At 52.6% G+C, this 22751-nt stretch carries 18 protein-coding genes and 1 pseudogene; 15 read left to right on the top strand and 4 right to left on the bottom strand.

Annotation, left to right across the window (positions count from 1 at the left end; all coding sequences use genetic code 11):
* Nucleotides 1-63: 63 nt before the first annotated feature.
* A complete protein-coding gene (locus FBR45_RS24425; protein ID WP_138507102.1) occupies nucleotides 64-507 on the top strand; it encodes a hypothetical protein in 444 nt (147 codons plus the stop codon).
* Between the two features lie 52 nt (nucleotides 508-559).
* Here FBR45_RS24425 and FBR45_RS24420 read toward each other — a convergent pair whose 3' ends face one another.
* Nucleotides 560-1495, bottom strand: a complete 936-nt coding sequence (locus FBR45_RS24420; protein WP_138507101.1) for a hypothetical protein — start codon at nucleotides 1493-1495, stop codon at nucleotides 560-562.
* A 386-nt stretch (nucleotides 1496-1881) separates the two neighbouring features.
* On the opposite strand from FBR45_RS24420, the gene FBR45_RS24415 reads away from it, so the two are divergent.
* Nucleotides 1882-2718: an Fpg/Nei family DNA glycosylase gene (locus FBR45_RS24415; protein ID WP_138507100.1), complete on the top strand. Its 837-nt coding sequence runs from the start codon at nucleotides 1882-1884 to the stop codon at nucleotides 2716-2718.
* A gap of 86 nt (nucleotides 2719-2804) precedes the next feature.
* Complete coding sequence (locus FBR45_RS24410) at nucleotides 2805-3659, top strand: pirin family protein (RefSeq protein WP_394344397.1); 855 nt, start codon at nucleotides 2805-2807, stop codon at nucleotides 3657-3659.
* A 33-nt stretch (nucleotides 3660-3692) separates the two neighbouring features.
* Here the strand turns inward: FBR45_RS24410 and FBR45_RS24405 are convergent, their stop codons facing one another.
* Nucleotides 3693-4958: a DNA polymerase Y family protein gene (locus tag FBR45_RS24405; RefSeq protein WP_138507098.1), complete on the bottom strand. Its 1266-nt coding sequence runs from the start codon at nucleotides 4956-4958 to the stop codon at nucleotides 3693-3695.
* Between the two features lie 154 nt (nucleotides 4959-5112).
* Between FBR45_RS24405 and FBR45_RS24400 the strand changes: the two genes are divergently transcribed.
* On the top strand, nucleotides 5113-5793 hold the full coding sequence (locus tag FBR45_RS24400; RefSeq protein ID WP_394344396.1) for a LexA family transcriptional regulator: 681 nt from the start codon (nucleotides 5113-5115) through the stop codon (nucleotides 5791-5793).
* A gap of 462 nt (nucleotides 5794-6255) precedes the next feature.
* On the opposite strand, the pseudogene FBR45_RS24395 reads toward FBR45_RS24400, so the two are convergent.
* Nucleotides 6256-6492 (bottom strand): annotated as a pseudogene (locus FBR45_RS24395) (transposase); the annotation flags it as partial.
* Nucleotides 6493-6858: 366 nt separating this feature from the next.
* Here FBR45_RS24395 and FBR45_RS24390 point away from each other — a divergent pair.
* From FBR45_RS24390 to FBR45_RS24370, 5 genes are read left to right on the top strand one after another with little or no spacing between them, the layout of a single operon-like run.
* On the top strand, nucleotides 6859-7335 hold the full coding sequence (locus tag FBR45_RS24390; protein ID WP_138507096.1) for a (2Fe-2S)-binding protein: 477 nt from the start codon (nucleotides 6859-6861) through the stop codon (nucleotides 7333-7335).
* Nucleotides 7319-9505, top strand: coding sequence for a xanthine dehydrogenase family protein molybdopterin-binding subunit (locus FBR45_RS24385; protein ID WP_138507095.1), 2187 nt, complete (start codon nucleotides 7319-7321; stop codon nucleotides 9503-9505). The genes FBR45_RS24390 and FBR45_RS24385 overlap by 17 nt, the downstream gene beginning before the upstream one ends.
* A 19-nt stretch (nucleotides 9506-9524) precedes the next feature.
* Nucleotides 9525-10301 carry an SDR family oxidoreductase gene (locus FBR45_RS24380; protein WP_138507094.1) on the top strand — a complete coding sequence of 259 codons (777 nt, stop codon included), beginning with the start codon at nucleotides 9525-9527 and terminating at the stop codon, nucleotides 10299-10301.
* Nucleotides 10298-10651, top strand: a complete 354-nt coding sequence (locus tag FBR45_RS24375) for a hypothetical protein (protein WP_138507093.1) — start codon at nucleotides 10298-10300, stop codon at nucleotides 10649-10651. The genes FBR45_RS24380 and FBR45_RS24375 overlap by 4 nt, the downstream gene beginning before the upstream one ends.
* Nucleotides 10652-10665: 14 nt before the next feature.
* Nucleotides 10666-11592 (top strand): helix-turn-helix domain-containing protein, encoded by a 927-nt coding sequence (locus FBR45_RS24370; RefSeq protein WP_138507092.1) that lies wholly within the window; start codon nucleotides 10666-10668, stop codon nucleotides 11590-11592.
* A gap of 124 nt (nucleotides 11593-11716) precedes the next feature.
* Here the strand turns inward: FBR45_RS24370 and FBR45_RS24365 are convergent, their stop codons facing one another.
* Nucleotides 11717-13501, bottom strand: coding sequence for an ABC transporter ATP-binding protein (locus FBR45_RS24365; protein ID WP_138507091.1), 1785 nt, complete (start codon nucleotides 13499-13501; stop codon nucleotides 11717-11719).
* Nucleotides 13502-13844: 343 nt separating this feature from the next.
* Between FBR45_RS24365 and fusA the strand changes: the two genes are divergently transcribed.
* The 6 genes from fusA (at nucleotide 13845) to dxs (ending at nucleotide 22675) form a co-directional block, all read left to right on the top strand.
* On the top strand, nucleotides 13845-15959 hold the full coding sequence (gene fusA / locus FBR45_RS24360; protein WP_138507090.1) for an elongation factor G: 2115 nt from the start codon (nucleotides 13845-13847) through the stop codon (nucleotides 15957-15959).
* Nucleotides 15960-16262: 303 nt separating this feature from the next.
* Entirely contained in the window at nucleotides 16263-16568 is a 306-nt protein-coding gene (gene rpsJ / locus FBR45_RS24355) for a 30S ribosomal protein S10 (protein ID WP_077922220.1), read from the top strand.
* A 187-nt stretch (nucleotides 16569-16755) separates the two neighbouring features.
* Nucleotides 16756-18777: a DNA mismatch repair endonuclease MutL gene (mutL, locus tag FBR45_RS24350; protein WP_138507089.1), complete on the top strand. Its 2022-nt coding sequence runs from the start codon at nucleotides 16756-16758 to the stop codon at nucleotides 18775-18777.
* A gap of 35 nt (nucleotides 18778-18812) precedes the next feature.
* Nucleotides 18813-19592: a rhomboid family intramembrane serine protease gene (locus tag FBR45_RS24345; RefSeq protein ID WP_138507088.1), complete on the top strand. Its 780-nt coding sequence runs from the start codon at nucleotides 18813-18815 to the stop codon at nucleotides 19590-19592.
* Nucleotides 19593-19594: 2 nt separating this feature from the next.
* Nucleotides 19595-20518, top strand: coding sequence for a rhomboid family intramembrane serine protease (locus FBR45_RS24340; protein ID WP_077922217.1), 924 nt, complete (start codon nucleotides 19595-19597; stop codon nucleotides 20516-20518).
* A 222-nt stretch (nucleotides 20519-20740) separates the two neighbouring features.
* Nucleotides 20741-22675 (top strand): 1-deoxy-D-xylulose-5-phosphate synthase, encoded by a 1935-nt coding sequence (gene dxs / locus FBR45_RS24335; protein ID WP_138507087.1) that lies wholly within the window; start codon nucleotides 20741-20743, stop codon nucleotides 22673-22675.
* Nucleotides 22676-22751: the final 76 nt, after the last annotated feature.

Raw genomic sequence — 22751 nt, 5'->3', positions numbered from 1 at the left:
AATGGCGGACGTACCAACGCTTTTCACACTGGCGGGGTCTATCCGGAAAATCGATACCAGACTATGACTAAACAACTGCTTTTCTGCGTTTTACTGGGATCGCTGACGGCTTGCCAGCCCGATTCGGACATCCAGCCTGGAACGGCCTCGCTCGCGGGCGAAATTGGTGGTCGGTACCGTACCAACGTGTTCCTCGACCCATCGTGCGTGGCGCTGTCCAGCAGTCAGCTGCCGACGGTTACTCTATTGGCCGAGTCAGATAGTGCGGTATCGGTACTGTATGCCTATCAGTATCCCCAAAAAGGTACCCGCCGGGTAGAGGGGGTTGCTCTAAGCCGCCAGGCCGACAGCTCGGTGCAGCTGCGGGTTGGCAATACGACCCTCGGCAGCGTACAGACCGAACGCGTGTTCACCGACAACGGCATGGAGAAAGAAGGGAAACTGCTGCGGATTACCTACCAGAACAGCGCTACCGAGATTCCGTACTTTGCGGGCGTGAAGGAATAAAAAAAGCGCGATATCGTTGGATACCGCGCTTTATAACGAGTGGTGTAGGGGCTTAGCGAACCGCAAACTCACCGGCACCGATCCGGAATCCTTCCGAATACAGCTCTACCGTGTATTTGCCGGGCTTGTAAGGTATGCCACGGGTGTAAAGCAGCTCAACGTTCTGACCATTGCTGGTGTAGTTGACTGTCTGCTTGGTGGTATAAATCGTTTCGTTGCCATCTACCGTAAACGTACCCGAGCCATTGGCCATATCCGATACAACGGCACCGCTTGGGTCAAGTACCCGAACAAACACTTCTTTCGGCTCTTCGCGGGTCAGTGGGTTGTCGAGCAGCGTATAAACCAGCTTGATTTTGTCTAACCGCTTGGCTTTGTAGGCGTCATCTTCTTTGATTTTGCCTTTCGAGCTAACCGCAAACACTTTTACGTTCTGGGCTTTCAGGGCAGCAGCGCGGGTTACTTTGGTACTCAGTTCCTGGTTCTGCGTAGCGATGGTTGCTACCGAGTCGCTCAGGCGCTGACGCTCGGTTTTGAGGCCGGTATTTTCTTCATCCAGTACTTTCACGTTCGTGGCCAGCGTCACGTTTTCGCGCTGCAGGTTGGCGATGAGCGTGTCTTTTTCTACCAGAAACGCTTCGTACTGCTTGATCTTGGTTTCGTACTTGGCGATCGAAATCCGGTTACCCCGGCGCAGCGATGCTCTGTCTTCTTCCAGCTGGGCTTTTACTTTCTGCAACTCCGTTACATCGCCCCCTAATTTTTGTACTTCGGCAATTTTAGCGTCTAAGGCCGTTGAGATCGAATCCAGTTTAACGCGGGTCGTTGAGAGTTCTTCTACGCGCTCTGAAATAGTAACTTCCTGGTTTTCAGAAACTTTTTTCTGATCGAAATACAAATAACTCGATACCCCGGCTAAACCAGTCATAATGATAAGGGCGGCCAGTAGGGCACCATTGGTGCGGGGCTTTTGCGGACTATTCTCCATAGTAATGGTCAGTTTAACGATTGAACTTGCACTTTGTACTCGTGTAGAGGTTGTTACATCTGAACGGGTTTATTACAGGAGATCACTTAACAAGAATTACTTACCGATTAGTTGCAAAACGTACGAAAGCAACGCCTTTACAGTTTTCAATATTGTAATCTAAGTCAATAGATTTTGTGCAAAAATGAATATAATTCATTGTAAAACAAAGCTTTTTGCCGAATAATCAATAATTGATTTAGCGAACGGGACAAATATGCTCTGGAAACAACGATACCCCGCCCCTCGTTACCTAATGGGTCAGCCAGGTAAGTAATGAATGACCTGAAACCAACCGGCCAGAACCGAATACCGGTACCGACACCCGCTGACCCAGCCATAGAGTCATGCCCGAACTGCCCGAAGTAGAAATCAGACGCCAATACCTCGAAACATCATCGCTTCATCAGCCGATACGCCATATTGAGGTGGAGGACAAAAAGCTGCTGACCACCGACTATGCTACCCTTAGCGAACGGCTAACCGGACGGCAGTTTACGGGTACGCAGCGCGTTGGTAAGAACCTGTTCGTGTTTACCGACCAGCCCGATGTCATTGTTCATATGCATTTTGGCATGACCGGCGATCTGGAATATTACCATGCCTCGCTCGACCGGCCCCGCTTTGCCCGCATTGTTTTTGAGTTCGATGGGGATTTCAACCTCGGTTTTCTGTGTCCGCGCAAGTTTGAGCGGGTTGGCCTTATCGATAATGTCGATGCGTTTTTGCAGCGAAAGAAAATTGGTAAAGATGGCCTCGACATAGTCCCGGCTGAGCTTGCCGAGCGGGTTCGGGCTAAAAAAGCGTTTATCAAACCGGTTCTTCTCGATCAGAGTGTAGTGGCGGGCCTGGGTAACTGGATTGTCGATGAGGTCCTGTTTCAGGCTCGTATTCATCCGGAACACCGCGCCAACACCCTGACCGATGGAGAGATGACCCGGCTGCACGAAGCCATTCGGCTGGTGCTGGAGACCGCCATCCGCTACGAAGCGACCTACCGCGACTTTCCCAGCAGTTTTCTGATCCACGTTCGGGAGTGGGACGACTCGCCCTATGACGATGTGGAAGCGCATAAGTTCTGCCCCCGTTGCGGTACCCGCATCGAACGCTCAACGGTGGGTGGCCGAACCACATTCTTCTGTCCCCAGGACCAGCCGTTGCCGGTACAACCGACGTCTGTATAACCATGAGCCGTGGTCCGTTTGGTTGACGAACTTGTACCGGTTAGCTTTCGTTGCGCTAATACGTGTAGGTACATTTAATTATAGATATGAATCGATCCATTGCTGCCATACAGACCGCTACGCCCAACAGCGTTGGCGATGGTTTTGTCGGGTTGAATGCTTTCCACCCGCAGGGTTCTCGGCCGTTTAACCCGTTTTTGCTGCTCGACCACCACGGGCCCATGCAGGTACAGCCCTCGGCTCGGCCGAAAGGGGTTGACAAACACCCGCACCGGGGCTTCGAGACGGTTACGATCGTTTACGAAGGAGCGCTCGAACACCGCGATTCGGCCGGTAATCACGGCAAGCTGTTTGCCGGCGATGTACAATGGATGACGGCTGCGTCGGGTATCATCCACGAGGAAAAACACGAACTCGAATTCTCCCGTCGGGGCGGTCGGCTTGATTTTGTGCAGTTATGGGTCAACCTGCCGGCTAAAGACAAGATGAGCCCGCCCCGCTACCAGGATATTGCAGCCACGCGGATTCCGAAGACGACCCTTTTTGGGGGTGGTACACTGCGGGTCATTGCGGGCGAACTGGGCGGGCTGCGCGGCCCTGCACATACCTTCAGCCCGATCACGGTAGCCGATCTAACCCTGGCTGCCAGCCAGACCGAAACGATCACCGTACCGGCCGATCATACGCTGATTGTTTACGTACTAGCCGGCTCTGCTACGATCAACGGGCAGTCTATAACCCGCGGGCAGGTAGCGTTGACAGGTATTGACGGTGATACCATTACGCTGACGGCCACCACCGATGTCAAACTGCTGATACTATCGGGCGAGCCGATTAACGAGCCTCTGGCCGTATATGGTCCGTTTGTTATGAATACCCGGGAAGAAATCATGGAAGCCTTCAACGATTTTCAGAACGGTCGCATGGGGGTGTTGAATTAACCAGTCTGGCCAATCCGGGTCGTGGTACAGCCTTTACAAATCCTTGATGTTGCCAAACCCGATAACGTCCCGATAGGCGGGATTGTCGCGAAGCTCGGTTGCGCGTATGAGTTTGTCGGCGCCAAACCTGGTTTTCAGGTCGTAAAGCGTTTTGCGGAGGGTGTTTTTACGACTGTCGTTGGTGAACAGGCTGAACGGAACGGCATCGGCCGGTACAAACCGATGTACTACCACGCTCATGCTGCGGAGGTGTTCATTCAGCACCGGCTCGCAGTGGTGAGCGGCCTGAAATCGCGCCAGCCGTTCGCTGATGATTCGGTACATGTCGGGGCCATCCTGCATGGGATCGGTAAAGCTGACCTCGCAATTGTAGGTTTTTCCGGTATGGTAACGGCACGAAAAAGACAGATTCTGGCAAAACACGCCCTGTCGGACCATCCGCCGTTCGAGCGTTAGGCAGAGCGACTGCAGCAACTCATCCAGCCGCTCCGCCGAGCTGCGCTGCTCCTGCGAGATCGTCCGCATGGCCGACATACTTTTGTACTCCTCGTGACTATCCAGATCGACCTCGCCCGCAAAGTTGAGCCGCAGGTGCCAGTGTAACCCAACAATACTTTTGCAGATGGACTTCAGTCGCTGGGGCGATGCGTACCGTAAATCCAGCGGAGTACGAATGCCGCCGTCTTCGAGCCGGACCGCCATCCGGTAGCCAATGCCGGGCAGGTCGGTAAGCCGGAGCGACCGAAGCACCGAGTCGATGGTGTCAGGGGTGATCACTGTCAGGCCGTCGGGCTTTTGCAGGTCAGAAGCCAGTTTGGCCAGAAACACATTCGGTGCAATCCCGATCGAGCACCGCAGCCAGTCGCCCACTTCGTTCCGGATGGCGACTTTGATGGTTCGGGCCAGCTGCTCCATGTCCTTGTATACCAGCTGGTAGTTGGTCAGGTCGATCACCGCTTCGTCGATGCTTTTCGGTACCACATCGTCGGCAAACTGTTTCAGCACGCTGATCAGCTTGACGTGGTACGAGCGGTAGCGGGTAGGGTGTGTCTCGACCGGTACCAGATCCGGACAGAGCCGCATCGCTTCATCCAGCCGCATGCCGGTTTTTACCCCTTTCGTTTTGGCTTCTACTGAGGGCGCAATGATGCAGCCGTGCTGACCCGTGTAGACGCAGACGCCCACCGGCCGACCCCGTAGCCAGTAATTATCCTGCTGTTCGCAGGAAGCAAAAAAGCTGTTCATGTCCACAAACAGGACCGTGGGCAGCGTATGGTTAGTGAGTCGGTTCCGGTTCATCGATTTTTGGATAGAAACGTGCCTTTTGGTGTCGTCTTTCGTCTGTATTAGTCGTATGTTTGTTGTGATACAGGCGCAATATATTTGACTTGTATTATAATGCCAATATATCCATACTATAATGGCGAAAAATTGTTTGGAAAAAGTAGAGAACATGACAAGTATACAGGATCGGCTGAAGCAGGTATTTGATTCGCTGGGAATAACCATCTACCAGATTGCCAAGGAGTTGGGCGAGAACCCGTCCAAATTCTATAACATTCTGAATGGGCGGGCCAAACCCTCGTATGATACCATCATGAGTTTGCTGGCCTGTTACCCACAAATCAGCGCCGACTACCTGATTCGGGGTATTTTGCCTGTATTGAACACCCCGGAGGCCAACGCTATCGTGTCCAATACCGATGAAGACACCGCCGAAATTCCGTTCGTGCCGGTGCGATTCTACGCTACGTTTGTAGAAAGTTACGCCGACGGGATCGGCGCCACCGATACGGAAATGTTCCGGGTCAGAAAGCCGGTACTGAAAGGGCATAAAAAGGCCGTTGTGCTGGAGATTTCGGGAAATAGCATGAGCCCGCAGCTGGCCCATGGGGCTAAAGTACTGGCCGTACCGGTGAGTGAGAGCGACTGGGAATACCAGTCGGGGGGCGTATACGCCGTTATGTACCGCGATTATTTTGTGGTCAAGCGCATCCGCGACAACGAGTTACTGACCCGCAAATACCTGACCCTCCATTCCGACAACCCAAACGGCGGCAACGTTACGGTTCCGCTGCACGACATTCGGGGGATGTGGAAAATTGTAACGATCGTAGAAGCGCCTGTCGAGTAAGGTCAATGATTTCCTTTGTGTTTTATTGACAACCTATAGCGTCGCCTTTAAAAGTGTACTCCTGTCCGGCGAGAATAATTATGCACTGTCGGCACGGCGGACCGTTATAGTATGGATGAATACTGGAAAGTTGGGACCGATCTAACCGGTGGGCGGCCGCTCGACTACGCGAGGGCGCTTGTTCTCAGGTGCAATTCTTTCTTACAATATACCCTATAAATCCTTTTATGGGTATCTCGCCGACCTCCACGTCGTCATAAGATGTAGATTCGTTGATGGCCGTACCGAACACGTATCTAAGTAATCTATTTAGTCTATTTTCAAGTCAATTAGTCATCCTCGAGCCTTGTGGTGCCAGGTAGAGCGGCCTAACAGCACACGGCGCTAGTCCTTCGGTTCAATAGTTGATAGTCTGTCATCAAGCTTTTGGCGAGCCCACGGCGTTGAGCCAGCCCGCAGGGGCGGCCCCGTTAGAGCTCTTTTTATGACCTCCTGCAGCATCTTTTTGTCTAATCTCGGATCAGCTGACAACTGAAGCAGTTGCTGATTTTCTTCGGCACCGGCCGCCCGGCTCCAATTGGCGAAGGTGGCACAGTTCAAGAATGCCCAGGCTACCGTTATTTTCTTCCAGTTATAGAATGTAGCCTCACTGATGCCCATCTTACGGCAGACTTCGGTGACGACCGTCCCTGTGGCGGCCTAATGGAGCGCAAAGACGATGACTCCGGCCACCCGCTTGGGCTTCGGTTGTCTGGCTGTTTTAAGATACTACAACTGCCCAATTTCCTCCATTTTAGAATGGAACATTTTTCTGGGGAAACGTCAGTAATGGTGTTCAGGATGTTTTCAGCAGATTTACCGTTTAGACAGGATAGGCCCCGGGCTTTTTTACTTTCGACTACAACAAAAGTCGTTTAGGCTAATTCCATCAAATTCATCAATAGGACCTTTGCATCATCAGCTTCGACACTGAAGTCAGTCAGGTCATGATTGCTAGTGGGTGTAGGTAAGCGGTGGCGCCTACCTCAAACAGGGCTGGCATAAGGTTTAAATGGATGATAAACGATGAAAGTAAACCTCACAATCAATGGTGTAGCCAGCAGCTTTGAGGCTGATCCCGACATGCCTTTACTCTGGCTTATTCGGGACGAAGCCAAACTGAAAGGAACCAAGTTTGGCTGTGGAATGGCCCAATGTGGTGCCTGTTCGGCCCACGTAGATGGTGAACTGGTTCGTACCTGTTCATATCCTGTGCAACTGGCACAGGGGAAAACGATAACCACGATTGAGGGCCTATCGGCCAACCCCAACCACCTGCATCCCATTCAGCAGGCATGGCTGGACGTTCAGGTACCCCAGTGCGGGTATTGCCAATCCGGATTCATGATGGCAGCGGCTCATCTTTTAGAGGAAAACTCAAACCCCACTGAGGAGGACATCAAAACCAGCATAACCAACATTTGCCGCTGTGGAACCCACCCGCGCATTGTTGAAGCCATTCTTCTGGCCGCTAAACTGAAAAGCAATGAAACAACCAACTAATAAACCGAAGAAGGGCTTTTCCCGGAGAAAATTCCTGGCCCGTTCAGGCGCGGCCATTGCTGGCTCTGTTGCTTTGCTCTACTTTGGACGATCCAAAATACGGAGCGGTATAAGTCAGGTAGCTGCCGACGTAAAATTTGATGCGGGCATTACCGATTTTGACCCGATGGTGTGGTTCGAGGTGAATGAAGATAATACCATTACCCTGCGATCACCCAAGATAGAAATGGGGCAAGGCGTTTTTACTGGCTTTGCTATGCTGGCCGCTGAAGAGCTTGATCTACCCATCGACAGAATAAAAGTTGTCCATGCATCCACCTTAACCGGCCCAAAAAGCACGGCAGCCACCGGACTCAGTAATAGTACCGCTTCGTTATACACCAATATCCGGGAGGTAGCGGCCACCTTGCGCGAAACCCTGAAGCTGGCTGCATCGAAAGCATGGGGCGTTCCAATTTCGGGTATCCAGACGGACAATGGTGTCCTAATGGCCGGCAGTCGCCGGGCAAGTTATGCCGAAATCGCCGGACAAACCCAGACGTGGGAAATCGCCAAAACACCAGCGCTACGGCCGGCATCGTCGTTCAAAATCATCGGGAAAGCTCAGAAACGAGTTGATCTGCCCGAAAAGATAATGGGCAAGGCCCTGTATGGTATCGATACAGACATTCCGGGCATGGTTTACGGGGCGGTTTTGTACTGTCCATACTTTGGCGGAGCATTAAAAACGGCCGATACGACACTGGCCAGAAAGAATCCGGATGTGTTAAGCGTCGTTCTGGATAAAAGCTGGATCGGTGTCGTAGCCAAAACAAGGTTTGCCGCCGAGAAAGCGGTTGCCGCCATTAAGGTTTCCTGGGATTTTGAGCCAGGCTATTCCACCAAAGATGCCATTGAGGCCATTACGGTCGGTAACGGCGTAACAGTGGTGATGGAAGACGAAGGCAGCGCAACGGATGCACTGAACAGTGATGCGTTGACCAGCGAATACCGAACCCCGATGGGCTTTCACGCGTCTATGGAGCCAAGTATTGTCGTGGCTGACGTATCGGGCGAAACCGTGAAGCTTTACACGTCCACGCAGAATGTAGCGTTCATACAACAGTCTATTGCCGACCAAACCGATTATAAGCCAGAAAACTGTCAAATCATGCCGGCTTTTTTGGGGGGCGGATTTGGTCGAAGAGCCTTCAAGCACAATGCCATTGAGGCTATCAAACTGTCTGAGGCTGCAGGTAAGCCCGTCCATTTACTTTCTACCAGGCAACAGGAGTTTCAAAATGGCCATGTGAGGCCCAACACGCATCATAGGCTAAGCGGAAAAGTAGATGCGAAAGGAAAAATCCAGGCCATTCAGCATGAATTTGCTACGGGTTCGATGGCTTTTTTAGGAATGCCTGTAGCAAAACCTCTTTTAGGGGCTGACTTTATGGCGGCTGGGCATGGAGGACGAGTTCCTTATGCCATACCCAACAAAAAAGCAAGCATATGGAGCAGCGACCTTCCCTTTCAGACCGGCCTGTGGCGGGGTGTGGGCATGTTTGCGAATACGTTCGCAATAGAAAGCTTCATGGACGAACTGGCCATTAAAGCCGGTGCCGATCCGTTGACCTTCCGAATGACTCATTGTGGGAACACCGCATTATTGCAACGTCGGAAAAAACTGTTGCAGAAACTGCGCGAACAAGGAGGCTGGAGTAAGCCGAAAACGGATATGATTGGCCGGGGCATTGCCGTCTGCGAAGATCATGGCACCATTTCGGGGGCTATCGTCGAACTGGAAATTGTCGAGAAAAGAATAAAAATTCTGCGCGTGGTTCAGGCCATTGATGCTGGCTTACTGGTCAATCCGGACGGGGTAAGACAACAAGTAGAAGGCGCTACCATGATGGCCATCAGTGCTTCGTTGTATGAAGAAGCTACGATTGAAAACAGTCAGTTTGTGCAGACTAATTTTCACAATTATCAAGTCGCAAAGCTCAAGGATACGCCACAAATTGAGGTAGTTGTTCAGGAAAGTACCGACACGCCCTCCGGTGTAGGCGAGCCTCCGCTTTCGCCGGTTGCCCCGGCCATCGCCAACGCTATTTTCAACTTAACAGGCGTGCGTCTGCGGTCGCTCCCTTTGCAGACAGCCCTGGACAAACACGATCAAAAAACGGGTGAATAGCCCTTAACCAGCTACAACCATGCAATTACAAAACAGCACCGTCCTGATTACGGGAGGTACCAGCGGAATAGGCCTGGAGTTAGTAAAACAGCTCACTGAACAGGGAGCCAATATTATTGTGACAGGCCGCAAGCTCGATGCCCTGCAAGAAACAAAAAAACAGTTTCCTCGGGTCCACACGTTCCAAAGCGACGTGAGCAACCCGAAAGACATTGAGCAGCTTTACCAGGAGGTTACCCGTCAGTTTCCTTACCTGAACATCCTGATTAACAACGCGGGTCTGATGCGACTGATCGATTTACAGGACAGTACGCTGGATCTGGAGAACATCAACCAGGAAGTGGCCACCAACCTGACGGGGACCCTTCAGATGGTACATCGGTTTTTACCGCATTTGCTCAAACAGCCATCAGCAGCCATTATTAATGTTTCGTCGGCTATTGCGTTCATGTCTTACTCGTCGGCCCCAATTTACAGTGCTGCGAAAGCCGGTGTTCGCGCGTATACGCAAGCCCTAAGACTGCAACTGGAAGATACCCATGTTAAAGTATTTGACATGATTCCACCCGGTGTTAAGACCAATTTACAGAACGATTGGGCGGTAAAACCAGATTCCGGTATGATGATGGACGCCGACAAAATGGTATCCGCTGCTATAAAAGGGCTTTTAAACGATAAGCCTGAACTGAAGCCTGCCCTCGTTGGGGTGTTGAAGTTGGCGAGCAGGCTATTTCCTAACGTATTATTGAAATTCGGACACCGAGAATTTGTAAAATTTAAACACAGTCTGGCATGATCAAGAACATCCTTTCTCTGGTGTTACTGTTAGTTTCGGCAGGCCTCAGTTTCAAACACGGCTGGGACACATTTTCCTATAAAAACAATCCTCAATCCCTTAAAACCATGCAGGAATTAGGGATCAGTGAATCGGCAGTACCCGTTTTTGGCGGGTTGACTATTTTGGTTGGTGTCCTGTTACTGATACCCCGCACATTCTTCTACGGTAATGTGCTCAATGCCATGTCTATTGTCCTCATCATGGCGTTGGCATTACGCGCCGGAAACTACAAAATGGCATTCATGGAAACTCCGTTTCTGGTCATGCCGTTGATTATGATCTGGCTAAAATATCCGTTCAAACAGTAAGACAGCCGTTTGCTATGACCCCCAAAAAACCAATACGAATCAAAACCATATCACAAGCGCATCAACTGATCGGCTTACCCGCACCAGAGCATCCATTAATAAGCATTGTAGATTACTCCTTGCTTCAGTCTTCTACAACGAATGATGTTAGTATGGACCAGGGATTGGTTTTTGATTTTTATTACATTTCTCTGAAAAAGGGATTTATCAATAAACTGTACTACGGCCAGCAAACCTATGATTTTGATGAGGGAATGCTCTATTTTATTGCGCCCAATCAAATACTGAAGGGGGCGGGTGCCAGTCCTGAGGATGATCTTTCGGGATGGGTTATGCTGGTACATCCTGACTTCTTTTGGGGTACCTCACTGGCTAACAAAATCAGGAAATATGAATTCTTTGATTATTCGATCAGCGAAGCGCTGTTTCTGTCGGATAAGGAAAAAGTAATCATAAACGACATTGTTAAAAATATCAGAACTGAGTACCAGGCAAACCTCGACCGGTTTAGCCAGGATATTATTATGTCACATCTGGAGACATTTCTGAACTATGCTGAGCGGTTTTACCAACGTCAGTTCATTACCCGAAAAATTAATAACCACCAAATTCTTTCCAAATTAGAAAAGCTTCTAACCGATTATTTTGATAACGGAGATTTATCAACAAAAGGCCTGCCAACTGTTCAATATATTTCCGAAGCCTTAACTATCTCTCCAAGCTATCTGCGAGGGCTACTAAAAACGCTAACAGGGAAAAGCACTCAACAACTCATTCACGACAAACTGATCGAAAAAGCAAAGGAAAAATTATCTATGACTGATTTGACAGTCAGCGAAATCGCTTACGAACTAGGGTTCGAACATTCGCAAAGTTTTAGTAAGTTGTTCAAAGCAAAAACAAATCAAAGCCCTTTGGACTTTAGGTTATCATTTAATTGAACCTATCGGCTTTCGAGCCCCCGCTGGAGCAATTGCCAGATCTATAGAATGAAATAGGAAAACGCCTGCGGATGAGAAAGAACGTAGTAACAGAAAGCCGTCTCAACTATACCCTTCTCTGCGTTTACGCCAGCACCGGCCGTTCCATCACATCTTTTTGGTGGGCCCACATCTCGCCGAAAATAGCGCTGTGCTGACGCAGGTGAACGAACGTGCCCTCGTCTACAACCTTACCGTCGCGGAGTATATAAATGTAGTCGAACATAGGGAGCAGATGCAGGCGGTGCAGCGTAGATACGACCACTTTCTGCCGAAATTCGCTCAGCATACTATGGTAGATCTGAAATTCGGTTTTCGGGTCTACGCTGCTCGTGGGCTCGTCGAGCAGGATAATATCGCTGCTGCGGGCGGCCAGTACCCCGCGGGCCAGCGCCAGCCGTTGCCGTTGCCCCCCCGACAGGTTTAACCCTTTTTCCTGAATACTTGTCTCCAACCCCTGCGGCAGATGCGCCACGATGTCGGCAAAGTGGGAGGTTCTGCAAACCTGCATCACCTCATCGTCGGCAAAAGGCAAGCCCAGCGTAATGTTATACCCGATGGTGTTCTCGAAAATTTCGGGCTCCTGCGGAAACAGCGTGACGGTATCGGCGATGGCGTTTAGCCCCTGAACGTCCTGCCCGTCGGCCTGAACCACCGCCCCCGGCTCTGGCGCATACAATCCCCGCAGCAAGGTCAGCAGTGTACTCTTTCCCGACCCGCTTTCGCCAATCAGCGCTACCCGTTTACCCCGCTCGAGCCGGATGGTTACCGAGCGAAGGGCCGGGCTCTTCCGCTGGCTGACCGACGTTGACGGGTGCGAAAAATTCAGATTCGAGAGAGTAAGCGTTTGCCAGTGGTCGGGCAGGGGAATATGCCGGATTTTATCCTCATGCTGCTGGTAGGCTTCGCCGATGCCCCGCGCCGTCTGAACGTCGGTGTTGTACTGTACAATCTGGGTGTACTGATAGGCCACGTCGTTGAAAACGCTCGTGAACTGGTTCACGTAGCCCAGCAGCGTAACCAGTCCCCCAATCAGAAAAACCTCGCCCGGTACGTAATGCTGGTATACGAAACCCGCAGCCACCACCACGTAGATCAGCGCCACGAGCATACTGGCCACGAACCATTTCCATTCGTTGATTTTTACCTGCCGCATGAACGGCGGAAAAACAGCCGCCACTTTACCCGAAAAGCTCAGCTCGATCCGCTTTTCCAGCCGCAGGGTGATAACCGTCATGATATTGGACAGGTTATCGAACAGGGTAGAGGAAGCCTCGTGCTCACGTTCGTTGGTTTCGTCCAGCGCCTGGATAAAGGGCCGGTCGAAGCGCAGGATGACATACACTGTCAGCGCGCCCAGCGCCACCCCGATCAGCCCGAAGAGGGGCGAAAAGTACAGCATGGCCCCGAACGAGAAAACAAATTTCGATAGGGCATGGAGGTAGGTGAACCCGCTCTGGAAAAACGACTTCAGCGCGTTATAGGCTTTGTTGATCCGGTTGATGGTAGCCCCGCTATGGTGATCTTTGTGCCAGCTTACGGGCAGGTGCAGCGTCTGGTGGTACAGTTCGTGCAGGAAGTTCCGGCTCAGGTTAAACGCCAGCCGCCGTTCCAGAATCCGGGCCGGGCCATGAAACGCCCATTCAAGTACTTTAAGAGCCAGAAACGCCCCGGCATACCAGCCGGCAATTTCCGGTACCAGCGCGCCCTGCTGCTGAATGGCATCAACAAACCACCCAAAGAGTAACGGGTGTAAAGCGCCGACCACGTTGGCCAGTACGAACAGGACGTAGACCAGTACGTACTGTTTTTTTTCCTGTCGGGCATACTGCCAGGCCGTGCGGAGCAGGGACAGGTAGGGATTCTTCATTGGTCAGGTTACGGTAGCGATTTCGGGTCGAAATCGTATCGCAAAGTTGACGAAAAGGCCCGATAAATAGTTCAGGGGGATCGATGTAAATTCACCTAGATTTATAGATTTAATCTGGATTTAACTAACTGGTTTTTCCGGCCTGGATGCGCCGAGTAACCCGGCTGGGGCTAAAATCGGGCTGGTTTGGGTTCGTGCGACTGACAAAAACAGAATGTACATTGGTTTTCCGGTTGACTTTCAGTAATTTTGCGACCTGATTTGAAGAGGTGCCGTTTGGTAGAACTTACCGGTGCCCTTTGGCTGTTATTGAATTACATAACTTTCTGTATAAAACAAGCTAATGGCTCGCGATTTAACGTTCACGAGAAACATCGGTATCGCTGCCCACATTGATGCGGGTAAGACGACCACAACCGAACGGATTCTTTATTACGCCGGGGTAAGCCACAAAATTGGCGAGGTTCACGACGGGGCTGCTACCATGGACTGGATGGAGCAGGAGCAGGAGCGGGGGATTACGATCACCTCGGCCGCTACCACGGTTGACTGGACCTACCGGGATCAAAAGTACCACATCAACATCATCGACACCCCGGGCCACGTTGACTTCACGGTTGAAGTGAACCGCTCGCTGCGCGTACTCGATGGTCTGGTGTTCCTCTTCAGCGCTGTTGACGGCGTTGAACCCCAGTCAGAAACCAACTGGCGTCTGGCTAACAACTACAACGTAGCTCGTCTGGGCTTCGTAAACAAAATGGACCGGTCCGGTGCCGACTTCCTCAACGTCTGCAAGCAGGTGAAGGAAATGCTCGGTTCGTATGCCGTACCGCTTCAGCTGCCCATCGGCGAAGAAGATAACTTCAAAGGCGTTGTTGACCTGGTTAACTTCCGGGGTATCGTCTGGAACGAGTCGGACAAGGGAATGACTTTCACCGAAGTACCGATCCCGGCCGATATGCTCGACGAAGCGACCGAATGGCGCGAGAAACTGCTCGAAGCCGTTGCTGAATTCGACGACTCGCTGATGGAGAAATACTTCGAGGACCCGGAGTCGATCTCGGAAGACGAAATTCTGACGGCTCTGCGGAAAGCAACCATCGCCATGAAAATCGTGCCGATGCTGTGCGGATCGTCGTTCAAAAACAAAGGCGTACAAACGATGCTCGACTACGTGATGGCCCTGCTGCCGTCGCCGTTGGACAAAGAGAGCATCAAAGGAACCAACCCCGACACGGGCGAAGAAATTTCCCGCAAGCCGTCGTCGTCGGAGCCGTTCTCGGCCCTGGCGTTCAAGATTGCTACTGACCCCTACGTAGGTCGTCTGTGCTTCGTTCGTTCGTACTCGGGCGTACTGGAGTCGGGCTCGTATATCCTGAACAACCGCTCGGGTAACAAAGAGCGTATCTCGCGGATTTTCCAGATGCACGCCAACAAGCAAAACCAGATCGATCGTCTGGAGGCTGGCGACATCGGTGCCGTAGTAGGTTTTAAAGATATCAAAACCGGCGATACCCTGTCGGACGAGAAAAACCCAATCGTACTGGAGTCGATGGTATTCCCCGACCCGGTTATCGGTTACGCCATCGAGCCGAAGAAAACGGCCGACCAGGATAACTTCTCGAAAGCCATCGGTAAACTGATCGAAGAAGATCCAACCCTGAAGGTTGAATCGAACGAAGAAACCGGCCAGACCATTATCCGGGGTATGGGTGAGCTTCACCTGGAGATCATCATCGACCGGATGCGTCGTGAGTTCAAGGTAGAAGTGAACCAGGGTGCTCCGCAGGTAGCTTACAAAGAGAAGCTGACCAAAAACGTTGAACACCGCGAGGTTTACAAGAAGCAAACGGGTGGTCGGGGTAAATTTGCCGACATCGTGTTTGAACTCGGACCCCGCGATGCCGACGAGAATGGTGTTACGCCGGTTGGTCTGCAGTTCGACAATGCAATCGTCGGTGGTGTGATTCCCCGCGAATTCATCCCGGCTGTTCAGAAAGGCTTTGACGAGTCGCTGAAGAACGGTCCGCTGGCTGGCTTCCCGCTCGAGAGCATGAAAGTTCGGTTGTTCCACGGTTCGTACCACGACGTTGACTCCGACTCGCTGTCGTTCGAGATGGCGGCTCGGCTGGGATTCCGCGAAGCCGCCCGTCAGGCTGGTCCGAAACTGCTCGAACCGATCATGGCCGTTGAAGTACTGACGCCGGAAGAATATACCGGTCCAATCACGGGTGACCTGAACCGTCGCCGGGGTGTGATGAAAGGGATGGATAGCAAAGCCGGATCGCAGGTGATCAAGGCCGACGTACCGCTGTCAGAACTGTTCGGTTACGTAACGGATCTGCGCACCATGTCGTCGGGTCGGGCTACGGCTAACCTGACGTTCTCGCACTACGAAGTGGTACCACAGAACATCTCAGACGCTGTTGTAGCGAAAGAGAAAGGAACGGGTAAGTAATAATACAGGTCATGTGACCTTGATTGATAGGATTACCAGAAAGGCGCCTGACTAGTCAGGCGCCTTTTTTTATCCGGCCACGCCCAGCCCGGCTTAACCAACGCGCACAAACCGAAAACGGGCGGCTCCGCGGACGGGTAGATTGATTGAGATACAGGCAAAAATTTTGCAGGAACTCGCTGATTCTGTGAGCGGCTGTTTCTTGTCGTACAGATTTTTCGTACCTTTGCACCCGCATTTAGCCACCCGACCGGAGTAAATGGTTCTTTCGGCGGGTGTTATCATCTAACGAACCACAACAGAATGAGCCAGAAAATTCGCATTAAGCTGAAGTCGTTCGATCACATGCTGGTCGACAAGTCAGCCGAGAAGATCGTAAAAGCGGTCAAATCAACGGGTGCTATCGTGAGCGGGCCCATCCCCCTGCCTACCGATAAAGAAATTTATACCGTACTGCGGTCGCCCCACGTAAACAAGAAAGCGCGGGAGCAGTTCCAGCTTTGCACCTACAAACGGCTGGTCGATATCTACAGCAGCAGCGCTAAAACCGTTGATGCCCTGATGAAACTAGAACTGCCCAGTGGCGTTGACGTAGAAATCAAAGTCTAACAGCAGTTGCGCATGGCTTAGCAGGCCGCAAGTACGAAACCAGTTCTGGTTCGGGCTTGCGGCTTTTTGCTAATCAATTATTCTATATTTTAGTTGAATTATACGCTCGGCTAACCTGTTTCCCGTGTAGATCGTCGATCTACGGAACTGTATCCGGGCCGGTCTGGCCAACGTCATCTTCTTCATCATGCATAACGTCATTCAGCTACTGCCCGACTCGATTGCCAACCAGATTGCGGCTGGTGAAGTGGTGCAGCGGCCGGCCTCGGTCGTGAAAGAACTGCTGGAGAACTCGGTCGATGCCAAGGCAAAATCCATTCAGGTCATTATTCGGGAAGCCGGTCGTAACCTGATTCAGATTGTTGACGACGGCCTGGGCATGACCGAGACCGATGCCCGCATGAGCTTCGAGCGGCACGCTACCTCCAAGATTCGCACGTCGGATGATCTGTTCCGGATTCGGACTATGGGTTTTCGGGGCGAAGCGCTGGCGTCTATTGCGGCCGTAGCGCAGGTCGAGATGCGGACGCGCCGGGCCGACGACGAACTCGGTACCCTGATTCGTATAGAAGGCTCGGATATAAAAGCACAGGAGTCGATCTCGTGCCTGCCCGGCACGAACCTGCTCATCAAAAACCTGTTTTTTAACGTACCCGCCCGCCGTAATTTTCTGAAGTCGAACTCGGTCGAAATGCGCCATATCCTCGATGAGTTTCAGCGGGTGGCGCTGGCCAATCCGGAAGTGGCGTTCTCGCTCTTCCATAACGATCAGGAAATCTATAACCTGCCCGCCGGTAAGCTGAGTCGGCGTATTGTCGACATGTTTGGCAAGAACTACCGCGAGCAGCTCAACTTTTGCGAGGAAAAAACACCCTACGTCACTGTACACGGGTATATCGGGAAACCGGAGTCGGCCAAGAAAGCGCGCAACGAGCAGTTTTTCTTCGTCAACAACCGCTACATCAAGCACAACTACCTGCACCACGCGGTAGTGGGGGCCTATGAGGGAACCCTGCCCGAGGGAAGCCATCCGTTCTACGTCCTGTTCATCGAGATAGACCCGTCGCATATCGATATCAACATTCACCCGACCAAAACCGAAATCAAGTTCGACGATGAGCGGTCGGTTTATGCCATTATGATGGCGGCCGTTCGGAAAGCGGTCGGGTTGTATAACCTGTCGCCCTCGCTCGATTTCGACTCTGACGTTAACTTTCTGTCGGGCACCCGTCCGGGCAACGCTCCGGCCGGGCCAGCCAGTAAAACCCCCGACAGCGGTTCACTGCCCAAACCGATTACGCCGGCCTGGGCAACCGACAAGGCGGGTTCCCGGCCTGTTTCGACCCCGGCTGCCGAGCGTCCATCGCTCCGCAACGAATCGCTCGACCGGGCGGCTGGCAGTAGCTTCGACATGCCCCGTAGCTCGGCCAGTACCCGTCCGTCGGTCAACAACTGGCAGGTGCTGTACGAAGGTGTTGCTGGCACCAACACGCCTGCCCGGACCGAGTCGACACCCGAACCCACCGGCGACTGGCTGGGCCCTGCCCAGACGCCACCGGCCGAGCAGCCCGTTACGCTGAGTAGCCGCGCCAACCAGCTCCAGGTGCCCGTCGAGACCGATGAATCGGCGGTGCCGGTCGGTGTGGAGGGCGATAACATCATGCAGCTTCAGAATCGGTATCTGCTGGCTCCGGTCAAGTCAGGCATGGTGCTGATTGACCAACGGCGGGCCTACGAGCGTATTCTGTACGATCAGTTTCATTCGGCGCTGACCAAACGGAGCGGGTCGTCGCAGCAGCTGCTGTTTCCGAAAACCGTTACCCTGTCGCCCGTCGACTGCCAGCTGGCGCTCGACCTGCGCGACGACCTGATGAGCCTCGGCTTCGAGTTTGACGAGCTGGGACAGAACACGCTGGTGATCCGGGGCGTACCGGCCCTGACAACCGGCGAAAATGAAGAAGAATTGTTTGCCAACCTATTGGCCCAGATCCGGGTCGATACAGGGCGGCTCAAGCTGGACCGCGTCGAGTCCATGGCCCGGTCGCTGGCCCGACGGTCGTCGCAGCGGCATGTATCACGACTCAGTGTAACCGAACGCAAAGCGCTGATAGACCAACTATTTGCGTCAACGAATCCGAGCTATACACCAACCGGCGAGCCGGTTACGGTAGTGCTGACGTTGGATAAGATTGCGGGACTTTTTCGATGAGAAATGGGTTACTTTGAGTAAATTGTCCCTATACGATGTTTGCTCTTACGCCGGTTGTTCGTGCTTTACTGATTCTTAATGTACTGGTTTTCATCGTCACGAACGATGCCATTATTAGTCAGTTTGGATTACACTCGTTCCTGTCGGACCGATTCAATCCCATTCAGTTGCTCACGCACATGTTCCTGCATGGCGGGTTCAATCACATTTTGAGTAATATGATTGGTCTGATCGTGTTTGGACCGATGCTGGAACGATACTGGGGGGCGCGCCGATTTACGTTTTTTTATTTTTTCTGCGGCATCGGCGCGGCTCTTTTATTTTCCGGCATAAACTATTTCGAAATTCGCGACGTATATGAGTCGGTTCGGGACTACCGGGCCAATCCGACACCCGCGGGTTTTATTGCGTTCGTTGACACCCAGGCGCAGTCGTTCTACGACCAGGCAGCCGCGTTTATCGATCGCTTCGAGCAGCAGCCGACAAACCCGCAGCTGATAGACGGTAGCCTTCAGATTGTCAATCGGTTGTATCAGGAACAGGTCGACCAGCCAATGGTTGGGGCGTCGGGTGCAATATTTGGTGTAATCATGGGATTTGGGCTGTTGTTTCCGAACACTCAGCTATTTTTATTGTTTCCACCTATACCGATCAAAGCCAAATACCTCGTTATCTTTTACGGGGCTATTGAGGTCTATTCGGGTTTATATCGGGCACAAAGTGACAACGTAGCGCACTTCGCCCATATTGGTGGTATGCTATTTGCATTTATACTGGTGAAATACTGGGGTTCACAACGAAAAACGTTTTATTAGTGATGAGCGGGTTGTTAGATGATTTTCGGAGCGAATTCAATAAGCCCAACAACACGTTGGTGCAATTGATATTGGTCAATACTGTCGTATTTCTGGTACTGCTGTTGTCGAAAGTTGGTTTGACTATGGCAGACCGGCTGCCGTTCTATTATCTGGTTCGGGAGCAGATCATGATTCCGGGTGAGATCAATGCGTTCCTGCATAAACCCTGGACGCTGTTCACCTATTTCTTCGCTCATGACGAAATCTTTCATATCCTGTACAACATGCTGTTTTTGTACTGGTTTGGCCGGCTCATCGACGAATATCTGGGTAACCGTCGGCTGATTGGGCTGTACTTTATGGGCGGTATTGCCGGTGGTCTGCTTTATCTGTTGATGTACAATACGGTGCCCTATTTTCAGAACCAGTCCGATACGGCTCGCATGCTGGGGGCATCGGCTGCTGCGTTCTCGGTGGCGGTAGGGGCTGCCACGCTGCTGCCGAACTACACGTTTCATCTGCTTTTCTTCGGTCCCGTCCGGATCAAATACATCGTCTTTTTCTTCATCATCCTGTCAGTAGCCCAGTCGGCGGGGTCCAACGCTGGTGGTAACCTGGCTCACCTCGGTGGAGCACTGATGGGCTTCATGTATGTGAAGATGCTGCAGAACGGAACCGACCTCGGGCGACCGATTTACTGGATTGCCGATGGCTGGAGCAACCTCCTGAAGCCGAAGCCAGCCGTAAAAGTGTCGTACCGCCAGCGGAGCAACGCCAATACCCAGGCCAGCACCTACGCGGCTGCCGGCACTTCGTCATCGACCCTGTCTACCCCCGATCAGGATGAAGTAGATACTATTCTGGACAAAATATCGCGCTCGGGTTACGAAAGCCTGACCCGGGAAGAAAAACAAAAGCTCTTCCGGGCCAGCCAGCGCAATTAAGCGACCGCTTTGTATCGGTGTTTCTTATACCCGGCTACTAGTACCTCCAAGAATCGAAGCCCCCGTTCACTACGTATGTATGCAGACGGTCCGGCTTCGATTTTTCATAATTGGCAAATTTAGTCGTACTTTCGCACCCCCAGTGGATGAGCAAACAGCCGAAGGAAACATTGTACTTTGTACGTTTGTTGTTGTGAGACAGACGTTTTTCTGCTACCTACTATGCTGATTACCCCCGGCCCCCTGTTAGCCACCGTTAACACGCCTGATGATCTCCGCAAGCTCAGCAAGACCCAGCTCCCGCAACTTGCCGATGAACTCCGCCAATTCATTATCGACGATGTGTCGGTCTATGGTGGCCATTTCGGAGCCAGCCTGGGCGTGGTTGAGCTGACTGTCGCCCTGCATTACGTCTTCAATACGCCCGACGACCAGCTGATCTGGGACGTAGGTCACCAGGCCTACGGACACAAAATCCTGACCGGTCGGCGGGATCGCTTCCATACCCAGCGGTTCTACAAAGGTTTGTCGGGCTTTCCCAAGCGAAAAGAGAGTGCGTACGACGCGTTTGGCGTTGGCCACTCCTCAACCTCCATCTCGGCAGCGCTCGGTATGGCGGTGGCGTCGCAGCTTCAGGGAAATACCGAACGGAGCCACATTGCGGTCATCGGCGATGGCGCCCTGACCGCGGGCGAGGCTTTCGAGGGCATGAACCACGCTGGCGCTACCGACAGCAATCTGCTCATTGTCCTCAACGACAATTGCATGAGCATAGACCCCAACGTGGGGGCGCTTCGGGAGTACCTGACCGACATTACCACATCGCAGACCTATAACAAGGTTAAAGACGAGATCTGGAACCTGCTGGGCAAAATGGACAAGCTCGGCAAAACAGCTCAGGAGCTGGTGTCGCAGGTGCAGTCGGGCATCAAAAGTTCGCTGCTGGAGCAGAGTAATCTGTTCGAGTCGCTCCACCTCCGCTATTTTGGCCCGATTGACGGACACGATATCGACCATCTGGTCAGTGTGCTCGATGATCTGAAACACATACCGGGTCCTAAACTGCTGCACGTACTGACGGTGAAGGGAAAAGGCTACGCCCCTGCCGAGAAAGACCAGACCAAGTGGCACGCGCCCGGTCTGTTCGACAAGGTGACGGGGGTGATCCAGAAAAAAGTATACGATACGCCCCAGCCGCCCAAGTATCAGGACGTGTTTGGCCATACCCTGGTCGAGCTGGCTCAGCAGAACCCGCGCGTCGTGGGCGTTACGCCAGCCATGCCCTCGGGTTCGTCGATGAATATCATGATGAAGGCCATGCCCGATCGGGCGTTCGACGTGGGTATCGCCGAGCAGCATGCCGTTACGTTCTCGGCCGGTATGGCGACGCAGGGCGAAGTGGTATTTTGTAACATTTACTCGACCTTCATGCAGCGGGCCTACGATCAGGTCATCCATGACGTTTGTATTCAGGAGCTGCCGGTTGTCTTTTGCCTCGACCGCGCTGGGTTTGCCGGTGCCGATGGTCCAACGCACCACGGTGCCTACGACCTGGCCTACATGCGCTGTATTCCCAATATGATCGTGGCCGCGCCCATGAACGAGCAGGAGCTGCGGAACATGATGTTCACAGCGGCATCGGACGAGGTTCAGCAGGGTAAACAGGCGTTTACGATCCGGTACCCACGGGGCGAAGGCGTTATGCCCGACTGGCGCACACCGTTCGAGAAGCAGGAGGTTGGCAAAGGCCAGATGATTCAGGACGGCGATGATGTGGCCATACTGACCATCGGGCATATCGGAAACTACGCCATTCAGGCCACGCAGCTGCTGGCTAAAGAAGGCGTCAGACCGGCGCATTTCGACATGCGTTATGTAAAACCCCTCGATGAAGAGCTGCTCCACCAGATCTTCAACCGCTTCGATCGGATCGTTACCGTCGAGGATGGCTGCGTCATGGGTGGGTTTGGCAGTGCGGTACTGGAGTTTATGGCCGAGCATGGCTACATGGCCCGTGTGAAGCGGTTGGGTATCCCCGACGCGGTTATCGAACACGGCGAGCAGATTGAACTACACCGCGAATGCGGCTTCGACCCGGCCGGTATTGCCGAGGCCGTTCGTGAGCTGCTGTTTACAGGTCGGCCAGTCGTCGTATAAAAATTAGGATCGACAACACGGGTTGAACCGGTCAGACCGATTGGTACGGAAACCACAGCCGTGCTAATCCGTCTCA

Origin of the sequence: Spirosoma lacussanchae, from assembly GCF_005870035.1 — a bacterium.
GTDB lineage: Bacteria > Bacteroidota > Bacteroidia > Cytophagales > Spirosomataceae > Spirosoma > Spirosoma lacussanchae.
This window is presented reverse-complemented; position numbering and strand designations above follow the sequence as displayed.